Origin of the sequence: Rhodococcus sp. (in: high G+C Gram-positive bacteria) (assembly GCF_049591685.1) — a bacterium.
Classification (GTDB): Bacteria; Actinomycetota; Actinomycetes; order Mycobacteriales; family Mycobacteriaceae; genus Rhodococcoides.
Map to the genome: position 1 here is coordinate 1 of NZ_JBAWFH010000343.1, position 10504 is coordinate 10504.

Genomic DNA, 10504 nt, shown 5'->3' on the forward strand with positions numbered 1-10504 from the left:
GGACTGCACGGCGGTCGCGATGCGTTTCGCGACGGCCGGCGGGATATCCGGCTCGACCGCCAGTGACCCAACACCTGCAGGGATGCCCACGCCCGTGGTTACCGCCGGTGCACGACCTGGTCGAGACTCCATAGGAGCAGCCTAACGCAGGTCACCGACATGTCTGCAGAGCAAAACTGTGCTGAGCTGGTGTTTATCGAGACACGGTGCGGAAAATGCAATTTGCGTCGCCGTCGACGCAGGACGCGATGAGTCCTGCCGCACCACCGCACAGGCGCCGTTGCTCGGCAGCAAGTAAGGGTGTTCGGTGGGCACGTGAGCGCCCAAATACGTTGGTGGACTTCGACCGTCCGACTAGCCGGAGTTGCACTTCGAACATAGGTGGCCCCATGCACACTCACCAACGCACCAGGAGCCATAAAGCCTCCGTGACAACTTGTGACAATCCGTGACAAACGAGACCTGAAACTAAGAAAGACCCTCCAACCTAACAGGTAAAACCTGTAGGTCAGAGGGCCTCTGAGCGCTCCCCCGGCTGGACTCGAACCAGCAACCGTCCGATTAACAGTCGGAAGCTCTGCCAATTGAGCTACAGGGGATTACTTCGGCTTCGCACTCTCGTGTGGGCCGAGAGAAACAATAGCGCACACCCCCATGTGAGTACCAAATCGCCCTGTCAGGGCGGAGTCAGGCAGGATGGACCGCGAGCCTGCAGAACGACCCGGCAGAGAAATTTGGGAGGACAGAGATGATTCGTTTGGTGGTGGCGGCAGGGGCGGCCTATGTTCTCGGGGCCAAGGCCGGTCGTGGGCGCTACGAGCAGATTCGCAAGACGGCTGCTGCGGTGGCGGGTAGCCCGGCAACCAAGAAGGTCATCGAAGTGAGCCGGCAGAGGCTGTCGGATTCGCTCAACACGCAGCCGAAGCTCGAGCCGATGAAACCGATCGACGACGAGACGCAGCTGTACATCCCTCAGGATCAGCTGCGTAAACGCTGATCAGCCGGCGGCGGAATCGTCCTCGACGTTGCCGATGGCTTGCTCGAGCAGGCTGCGTCGATACTGTTCGAGGGCGATGACGTCGCCGAGTAACGCGTAGTACTCGTCCGGGTTCTCCTGCGGCGACATGCGTTGCATCTTCGATTTGAGCTCGGCGACCTGTTCACCGACCCACACTTCCTGAAGCCTGGCCAACACACCGCTGATGTATCGCGTCAGCGCGATCTCGGCGACGGGTATATGCTCGACGGCCAGTTCCATCACGAGCGAGCGAATGACGGGCGTCTCGGCGCGCTTGGCGACGGCATCGACCCACTCCCCTCCGCCCAATCCTGCGGCAGTTCCACCGGCAGCGGTGACAGCCTGGCTGACAGCCGCGTACGCGGGGTGAGTGAACGTCTCGGGCGGCAGTGAGTCGTAGACCGACCCCGCGATGGCCGGGTTCTGCAGAGCGGACTTGAGGGCCTCGCGTTGCGGCCACAGCGCCGGGTCCTTCGGCTGCGGGCGAACCGGTCCTGCCGGAACCTCGGCCACGGGTGCCTGACGCTTGTCGAACGGCACGCGTTTGCCGTTCGAGGTGTCGCCGCCTCCGCGAGCGTTCTTCTTCGCTTCGTCGCGCACACGGGCAAGCACCATCGCGGTGTCGTCCCAGCCGGTCCACCCGGCGAGCTGACGCGCGTACTCGTCACGAAGCGACGCGTCCTTGATCCGCGCTACGACAGGGACCGTACGACGGAGAGCTTCGACACGACCCTCGGGTGTGTCCAGATCATGTTCGCTCAGAAGCGATTTGACGACGAAGGCGAACATCGGCGTGCGGCGGGCCACCAGATCGCGTACTGCAGGGTCGCCGGATTTCTGCCGCAACTCGCAGGGATCCATGCCGTCCGGCGCGACCGCGACGAACGTCTGCCCGGCTATCTTCTGGTCGCCCTCGAACGCTTTCATCGCTGCCGCTTGACCTGCTGCGTCGCCGTCGAACGTGTAGATGACTTCGCCGCGGAAGTAGCTGTCGTCCATCATCAATCGACGCAGCATGGCGAGGTGGTCCTCACCGAACGCAGTGCCGCACGCTGCCACCGCTGTCTTGACGCCGGCGAGGTGCATGGCCATGACGTCGGTGTATCCCTCGACGATGACGGCCTGGTGCGACTTCGCGATGTCCTTGCGCGCGAGGTCCAGGCCGAACAACACCTGAGACTTCTTGTACAGCATGGTTTCCGGGGTATTGATGTATTTGCCCGGCATGGTGTCGTCGTCGAACAGCTTGCGCGCCCCGAATCCGATGACGTCACCGCTCTGGCTGCGAATGGGCCATACGAGCCTGCGGCGGAATCGGTCGATCGGTGTGCCACGTTTCCCGGGGGTTGCCAGGCCTGCGTCGACGATCTCCTTCGCCTCGAAACCGCGGCCCAGAAGATGCTTGGTGAGGGTGTCCCAGCCGTCGGGCGCGTAGCCACACCCGTAGGTGAGCGCGGCCTGGCCGTCGAAGTTGCGTTCGGTGAGGTAGTCGCGGGCAGCCTGAGCGTCCGGCTCGCGCAGCCGCGCGGCGTAGAACTCCTGGGCTGCGGCGTTGGCTGCAATGAGCCTGGCCCGTGTGCCACGGTCACGTTGGACGGACGTGCCGCCGCCCTCGTAGTTGATGGAATAGTTCAGCCTGTCGGCGAGTTGCTCGACGGCTTCGACGAAGGAGATGTGCTCGATCTTCTGGAGGAACGAGTACGCGTCGCCGCCCTCGCCGCAGCCGAAGCAGTGAAAATGTCCGTGGTTGGGCCGCACGTGGAACGACGGCGACTTCTCGTCGTGGAACGGGCACAGGCCCTTCATCGAGTCGCCGCCCGCGCGTTTGAGCGAGACGTAATCTCCGATGACGTCTTCGATCCGAGTGCGTTCGCGAATGGCGGCTATGTCGCGTTCTGGAATTCGGCCGGCCACACGGGCAGTCTAGTCCAGCCCGCATCGGGTCACCCCCAGCTGGCCTGAGCTCCCAGGCTGCGCTTGTCGATCAATTCCAACCGGCTCTCGGTGTACGACGCGATCTGATCGACCACCACTCGGGTGCGCTGCGCATCGCTCTCCGCGTTGTTCCAGGCGGGGACGAAAATCGGGTCCAACTCCCCCGGCGCAGAGCGCAGCAACCACTCCGCAACCCGGTGGATCCGGTCGCGCTGACGTTCCTGACGAATCTTGTGGCCGGCGTCGGACATGACGTACCGCAGTGCCATCGTCTTGAGCAACGCCACCTCGGAGGCGACGATCGGTGGAACCACCAGATCGGCGTCGTAGCGCGCCAGCGGCGCCGTCCCCCACTTGTCGCGGGTTCCGTCGATCGCCGCGGTCGCGAAACGCCCGACGAGCTCGCTGGTCAGGTGCTTGAGGGCCACGGACGCCTCGAGGGTGCCGTCGAAACGCCCGGCCGCGAGCACGACGGGCATCCGCGAAAGCCTGTCCGCAGCCTCGACCAACTCGCCCGCATCCAACCCGCGGAACTCCCGCACACCGAGTTCGGCAAGTTCTCGTTGCTCGGTCGGGTCGCCCAGCGCGCGCAGATCGATCCTGCCGTCGATAACCCCGTCCTCCACGTCGTGGACGGAGTACGCCACGTCGTCGGACCAGTCCATCGACTGCGCTTCCAGGCACTTACGACGATCGGGCGCACCGTCACGCACCCAGTCGAGGATCGCGGTGTTGTCGTCGTAGGCTCCGAACTTGGCACCCGCGACGGGACGCAGCCAGGGGTATTTCATCGCGGCATCGAGCGCGGCCCGCGTCAGATTCAGCCCCACGCTACGGCCGTCGGCGTCGAGAATTTTCGGTTCCAACCCGGTGAGGATGCGCAGGTTCTGCGCATTTCCTTCGAACCCGCCGCAGTCGACGGCAACCTCGTCGAGCGCCCGTTCGCCGTTGTGCCCGTAGGGCGGATGTCCGATGTCGTGTGCCAGGCCGGCGAGGTCGACTAGGTCGGGGTCCGCCCCCAGTCCTTCGGCGATACTGCGACCGATCTGCGCGACCTCCAGCGAATGGGTCAGCCGGGTACGGGGGGTGTCGCCGTCTCGCGGACCGGTGACCTGAGTCTTGTCGGCGAGACGCCGCAGTGCTGCACTGTGCAGCACCCGAGCTCGGTCGCGCGCGAACGCACTGCGGTGGGACGCGTTCTCTTGTGCGCTGTCGAGACCTGCTGTTTTGGGGGCCTCGGTGACGAATCGTTCGACGTCGTGTTCGGCGTAGTCGCTCACTGTTATTGACCTGCCGTGTAGGAGAAATCTGCGGTGAAATGGGTGAGTTGGTACCACAGCAGGGCACCTGTCTCGCGGGCAATGCCGTGCGCCTGCGACTCCCGGGTGTACACGGCGGGTCCGGTACGCGTGGGCGCTGTCCAAGCGTCGAGGCCCGCGTCTCGTGCCATGGTGCGCGTCCGCAGCGAGTGCCACGGATCACTCACCAGCACAACAGAATTCTTGCCCTCTGCGAGCAGGATGTCGCTTACTGCCTCGATACTTTCGAGCGTGTCGGACCCCTGCTCGACGGCGGTGATGCTCTCCCCCGGGATGCCCTGGTCCATCAGGTAGTTGCGCCCGGACGCCGCCTCGGTGAACAGATCGCCTTCTTGTTTCCCGCCCACCGTGACGATCTCCGGCGCAACTCCGGCCTCGAACAACGATGCCGCCTGCGACAACCTCGCCTCGAAGACGGTGGACGGTGTACCCGAGTACTGCGCCGCACCGAGCACGACGATGGCGGCGGCCGGCGTGTAGTCGTCGATGCGAGCGACCTGCCACACGCGCGCGGCGGTGCCGGCGACGAGGACCAGTGCGATCAGCACGACGCCGACGATCAGGCGCATCGTCCACCGACCGAGCGTGCCGAAGAACCCGAGGCGATCGGGCTGCGGTTCGGTGTAGTCGTACGCGTCGCCATAGGAGTCGCCGTACGAATCGCGGTCGAGAGTCGAGTTCACCCCTCGAGTTTGCCAGTCGCGCCGACGTGGGGCCGCCGGGGCGCGCGGTACCAGGCCCGGAAAAGCCGTGAAGGTCAGAGCCAACCTCGTTCCTCGGCCACCCGAATTGCCTCTGCTCGGCTGGCTGTGCCGGTCTTACCGATCGCCGCGGACAGATGGTTTCGCACGGTTCCCTCCGACAGATGGAGCGCGGCCGCCAACCCGGACGTTGTTCCGCCTGCGGCCGCTGCACGCAGAACCTCGTGCTCACGCGCCGTGAGCGGGGACACCCCATCGGTCAACGTCTCGGTCGCCAGCGCCGGATCGACGACGCGCAGGCCCATGTGGACGCGGCGAACGGCGTCGGCCAGCCGCCTTGCCGGGGTGTCCTTCACGACGAAGCCGTCGGCGCCTGCGTCGATCGCCCGACGAAGGTATCCCGGCCGCCCGAACGTGGTGACGATGAGCACTCGGCACGCCGGAACGGTCTTTCTGAGCACGGCAGTTGCGGCGATCCCGTCCAGGCCCGGCATCTCCACGTCGAGTAACGCCACATCGGGCGAGTGTTCCAGGGCGGCGGCGACCACTTCGTCACCTCGACCGACCTCTGCGACGACCTCGAGGTCGAACTCGAGGTCGAGCAGCGCAGCGAGCGCACCCCGAACCAGTGCTTGATCGTCCGCCAGCAACAGTCTGATGCTCACCCGGCCAGCACCTCCACTCGAAAGCCGCCGGTCGACGAGCGACCGAGCGTCAACGTTCCATTCGCGGCCTGCACCCGCTCGGCCAGCCCGCGCAAACCGTTTCCGCCACCAGCGGGCCCACTGCCTGCCCCGGCGCCGTCGTCGGAGATCGCGATTCTCGACGCCTCGACGGTCACCTCGCAGCAGCGTGCGCCACTGTGCCGGATCACGTTGGTCACGGCTTCCCGCAGGGCCCAACCGAACAGTTCGCGGTGACGGAGCGGCACCACGTCTGCATCCGGCGGAAGCGTCGCGGCGATTCCCGCCGCATCGAGGGCAGACCGGACGTTGACGAGTTCGGTTGCCACATCGATGCGGCGCATCCCGCCCACGGTCGAGCGCACATCACCGAGGGCTTCGCGGGCAAGGCCTTCGACCTCCGCTATTTCGACAGCTGCCCGCGCCGGGTCGATGTCGAGAAGCCGGCCTGCCAGTTCTGCTTTGACGGTGATCACGGTCAAGGAGTGACCGAGGATGTCGTGCACATCCCTGCTCACCCGTTCACGTTCTGCGACGACGGCGAGATCTGCCAGCTGTTGACGCGCCTCTGCCAGTTCGTGATTGCGCCGGAACACCTGCGTGACTCCCCATGCCGCGACGGCACTGATGACGAGTTGGAAGGCGAAAAAGGTGCCGGGGTCCCACTCGGGCACGAGTCGCGGAACGCCTTCGACGATGGCCACCAGCACGACCACCAGAGTCCATGCCTGCCGGTCCGGAAGCGTCAGGATCGCGAGCACAGCCATGTAGATGGTTGCGCCGAACGCCACGCTTCCGATCATCAGCACAAGAATCGAGATCAGCGCGGCCATGGTCGCCAGACCTGCCCACGCCGACTGCACGGCGATTCGTCGGCCGGCGCGGCTCGCTGTGCGGAAAGCGTGGAAGGTCCCGACGAAGGTGGCACCGAAGGCGATGACGAGCAGTGTGCCGGTGACTTTCTGCCACAGCTGCGGCAGCTCGAGCGCCGCGTTCAGCGGGTAGGCGAGGTAGAACAGCCAGATCAGTCCGAACACCCACCCGAAGCGGAACATCCGACCCATGTTCTCGGATGCACCTGCCTCGACCGGCCTCATGAAGTTCACGCTAGTACCACTTCAGACGCGTTGGGTGTCGCGACGGAACAGCACCGCTGCGCCGACGACGAATGCTGCGGCCCACACCACCAAGTTGACGAGTGCAATCGACAGCGCAGAACCCGACGGATCGGTGAACGGCGCACGTGCAACCACGGCCAATCCGTAGAGCGGGGTGAACTGCGCGATCATTGGAAACCACCCTCCGTCGGGCAACGGCACGAAGAGTCCGCCGGCGAAGGCCAACACTGCGAGGACAGGGCCGAGAACCTGCATGACGTTCTCCGACGGCAGCAGATAACCCATGAACAACCCGAAAGCTGCGAACACCGAACTGCCCAGCCACGCAATGGCACCCGTGCTCACCCACACCCACAACGGCATGTCTGCTCCGAGCACCGCGGCGACCAGAAAGACCGTCACCACCGACGCCAGTCCCATGGTCATCGCCACCAGCATCTTGGTGACGATGTAGGCAACGGGCCGCAGGGGCGTCAGGCGCAGTTGCCTGCTCCATCCCTGAGCACGCTCCACCGACACCATGGCGCCACCGCTCGTCGCAGCCAACATGGCGCCGTACACGGCCATGCTGATCGCAACGAACGCGGTCACGTTGCCCCGCGCGAACGCATAGTTGCCGGCGAAGTCCGACTGCGTGCCGAAAATGACGAAGAACACCGGCGGCATGACGAGTGTGAACACCACGGTTCGTCGATTGCGGAGCAACCTGGTGATCTCGAGTCCGAGAAACGTAGGGCTGAACCCGCCCAGGGTGGGCCTCGATGTCGGGGTCCGAGTGGTCATGACGTGCTCCTTACGAGATCGGTGGTCAGAGCGAGGAACGCGTCCTCGAGGTTGGTGGAGACGATGTCGAGATCGGTTGCCTCGCAGTGCATCAGCAGGTACCGGGCGACGGCGTCCGAGTTGCGTCCGCGCACGATGACGCGATCGCCGCGTACCTCGACGGCGTCCACGCCGGGCAGTGCCGACAGGGCGAGCTGGTCGACGCGGTCGACCGTCGCAGTCACCGTCCGCCCCGACGCGAGATTCTTGACCTCGGCGGCACTGCCGTCGGCGACGATTCGACCGTGTCGCAGAAACACGATCCGATCCGCGTACGCGTCGGCCTCGTCGAGGTAGTGCGTCGCGAACATCACCGTGCGCCCCTCGCGGGCGTCGCGGCGGATTGCGTTCCAGAAGTCGCGCCGGCCCTCGACGTCCATTCCGGTTGTCGGCTCGTCGAGCACGATCAAATCGGGCTCTGGGAGCAGAGCAAGGGCGAAACGTAGTCGTTGCTGCTCGCCTCCGGAGCATTTCGCGACGCGGCGATCGGCGATCGCCCGGATGCCCGCGCGCTCGAGCACGTCGTCGACAGGGCTCGTGTGCGAGAACAGCGATGCCGTCAGCCGCACCGTTTCCCGGACTGTCAGATCGCGGATGAGCCCACCCGTCTGCATCACCGCCGACACTCGACCATCGGCGATGGCAGCGGCAGGAGTCCCGCCGAACACGTTCACCGTTCCCGAGTCGGGTCGGGCGAAACCGAGCATCATGTCGATGGTCGTCGTCTTGCCCGCCGCGTTCGGCCCCAGAAACGCCACGATCTCCCCCGGCTCGACGCGCAGGCTGATGTCGGCGACTGCCTGTACGGCTGCGTAACTCTTGCGTAGGTGCTGCAGGTGCACCGCTGGTGTCGTTGTCATGAGAACAACTCTGCTTGCGAAGGGGGCGCTGCACTTCGATCGTGCGTCACGACTTCGGCATGACAGGTGTCACGGGTCAAGCAGCGCGCCCGCTGCCGGTAGATTCGGTTCACATGGCAGTCGATCGGACACAGCACAGGCACGCACGCTCGAAGATTCGACGGGTTCTCGCCCTCGGCGCGCTCACCACCGTCATGGGAATCACCGCACTGATGGGCGCAGCCGCGCCTGCGACCGCAGAACCACCCTCGCGGCTCCCCGGGCAAGTCACCGACAGCGTGCAAGCGCTCGACGCCGGCGGCACTGCCGACGTGCAAGCGGCGATCGACGAGCTGTACACCAACAGCCAGATCCGGTTGTGGGTGACGTACGTGGCGGATTTCGACAATTTGTCGGCCGCCAACTGGGCAGAGCAGACTTATCGGGCCAGCGACTTCGGGGAGCGCGACGTCCTCCTTGCGGTCGCGACGGTCGGCCGCGCCTACTACCTCGGCGTCAACCAGTCGCTGTCACAGATCACCACATCGGAGCAGACCGATATCCGGGTCAACGAAATCGAGCCCGCACTGGGCGCCAGAGATTGGCCGGGAGCCGCGATCGCTGCCGCGGGAGGTCTCGAGGAGGCGTACTCGTCGTCGGGATCCGGTAGTTCGGGCACGCCCTGGTTGGTCGGCGCCGGCGCAGTCCTCGTCGCCGGTGGCGGAGCCGTCGCCTACTCGTCACGGCGAAAGAAGAAGCAGCACAAAACAAGTATCGAAGCCGCCCACCGGATCGACCCCACGGACACCGCTGCGCTGTCCGCGCTTCCACTCGATGTCCTCGACGCGCGCGCCCACTCCATGCTCGTCGAGACGGACAACGCGGTCCGTGCGAGCGAGGAAGAACTCGCCATTGCGCGGTCGGAGTTCGGCGACCGAATGGCCGCGCCGTTCATCACCGCTTTCGACCAGGCGAAGAAGGCGCTGGCCTCGGCCTTCGAAGTGCGTCAACGCCTCGACGACGCCATTCCCGAAACACCCGACCAGCGACGCTCGATGTTGATAGACATCATCTCCTCGTGTGGCCGCGCCGACCACGAACTCGATTCGCGGGTCGCAGAATTCGAGTCGATGCGGGACCTACTGATCAACGCAGGCTCCAAGTTGGACTCACTCACGCAAGGCGTCGTTGCTCTGTCGGTACGCGTCCCCGAGTCGCAGAAGATTCTCGAAGAGTTGCGCACCGAGTTCGCACCCGATGCCCTGTCGTCCATCGACACCAACGTCGACATGGCTCGCGAGGATATCGAGCTCGCCGAGTCGAACATCGCCGTCGGCCGCGACGCCGCTGCCAAACCGGCAGGCAAACAGGGCGAACTGGTCTCGGCTGTCCGAACCGCGGAGAAGGCCGTCGATCAGGCCCGCGCACTGCTCGACGCCGTCGACCACGCGCAGAGCGATATCCGCAATGCAATCGCGACGCTTCCCGCTGCCATCGAGGAAGTGCGACGCGATCTCACCGATGCCGCGAGTCTCGTCGGACACGGTGGACCACAATTGCAACAGGCAAGAGAAGCCGCCGAGCAGGCCCTCCGAAACGCCGAGCAGTCGCAGGCGTCGGATCCGCTCGGGAGCTACAACCAACTCGTCGCCGCAGATCAACAACTCGACGCGATGATCGAGAACGCCACCGAGGCCAAAACCCAGGACGAGCTCATGCGAGCCCGACTGGCTCGCGACCTCGGTGGCGCGCAGTCGCAGATCACGGCAGCGCGGGACTACATCTCGACTCGGCGCGGAGGCGTCGGCGCGGAGGCGAGAACGCGGCTGGCAGAAGCAGAACGTCATTTCGACGCCGCCCGCAGACTCGAATCCTCCGAGCCCGGCAAGGCGCTTCAACATGCCCAGGCTGCAGCACAATTGGCTGCGCAAGCGTCACGCAGCGCACAGGCCGACGTTCGTGACTGGGAGGACCGCAATCGCCCGCGCGGCGGAGGTGGCGGAAATGTCGCCGGCGCAGTCCTCGGCGGCATCCTCATCAACAGCGTTCTACGGGGCGGCGGTGGAGGC

At 65.4% G+C, this 10504-nt stretch carries 9 protein-coding genes and 1 tRNA gene; 2 read left to right on the plus strand and 8 right to left on the minus strand.

What is annotated here, in order from left to right; translation table 11 throughout:
* Positions 1-526: 526 nt before the first annotated feature.
* Positions 527-599: transfer RNA gene (locus WBQ44_RS14415), tRNA-Asn, on the minus strand.
* A gap of 149 nt (positions 600-748) precedes the next feature.
* Here WBQ44_RS14415 and WBQ44_RS14420 point away from each other — a divergent pair.
* Positions 749-997 (plus strand): hypothetical protein, encoded by a 249-nt coding sequence (locus WBQ44_RS14420; protein WP_495567359.1) that lies wholly within the window; start codon positions 749-751, stop codon positions 995-997.
* Here WBQ44_RS14420 and dnaG read toward each other — a convergent pair whose 3' ends face one another.
* From dnaG to WBQ44_RS14455, 7 genes are all read right to left on the minus strand, one after another.
* Positions 998-2932 (minus strand): DNA primase, encoded by a 1935-nt coding sequence (gene dnaG / locus WBQ44_RS14425; protein WP_495567360.1) that lies wholly within the window; start codon positions 2930-2932, stop codon positions 998-1000.
* Between the two features lie 29 nt (positions 2933-2961).
* Positions 2962-4239: a deoxyguanosinetriphosphate triphosphohydrolase gene (locus WBQ44_RS14430; protein WP_495567366.1), complete on the minus strand. Its 1278-nt coding sequence runs from the start codon at positions 4237-4239 to the stop codon at positions 2962-2964.
* Positions 4236-4841: a YdcF family protein gene (locus WBQ44_RS14435; RefSeq protein ID WP_495567367.1), complete on the minus strand. Its 606-nt coding sequence runs from the start codon at positions 4839-4841 to the stop codon at positions 4236-4238. Before WBQ44_RS14435 ends, WBQ44_RS14430 begins: the two co-directional genes overlap by 4 nt.
* 188 nt (positions 4842-5029) lie before the next feature.
* Entirely contained in the window at positions 5030-5638 is a 609-nt protein-coding gene (locus tag WBQ44_RS14440) for a response regulator (RefSeq protein ID WP_495567361.1), read from the minus strand.
* Positions 5635-6753 carry a sensor histidine kinase gene (locus WBQ44_RS14445; protein ID WP_495567362.1) on the minus strand — a complete coding sequence of 373 codons (1119 nt, stop codon included), beginning with the start codon at positions 6751-6753 and terminating at the stop codon, positions 5635-5637. The genes WBQ44_RS14440 and WBQ44_RS14445 overlap by 4 nt, the downstream gene beginning before the upstream one ends.
* 21 nt (positions 6754-6774) lie before the next feature.
* The gene (locus tag WBQ44_RS14450; protein ID WP_495567363.1) at positions 6775-7557 is read right to left on the minus strand and encodes an ABC transporter permease; all 783 of its coding nucleotides are present in this window, start codon (positions 7555-7557) and stop codon (positions 6775-6777) included.
* Positions 7554-8456 carry an ABC transporter ATP-binding protein gene (locus WBQ44_RS14455; protein WP_495567364.1) on the minus strand — a complete coding sequence of 301 codons (903 nt, stop codon included), beginning with the start codon at positions 8454-8456 and terminating at the stop codon, positions 7554-7556. Before WBQ44_RS14455 ends, WBQ44_RS14450 begins: the two co-directional genes overlap by 4 nt.
* 113 nt (positions 8457-8569) lie before the next feature.
* On the opposite strand from WBQ44_RS14455, the gene WBQ44_RS14460 reads away from it, so the two are divergent.
* Positions 8570-10504, plus strand: a 1935-nt coding sequence (locus WBQ44_RS14460; protein WP_495567365.1) for a TPM domain-containing protein, incomplete at its 3' end; no start/stop codon positions are given.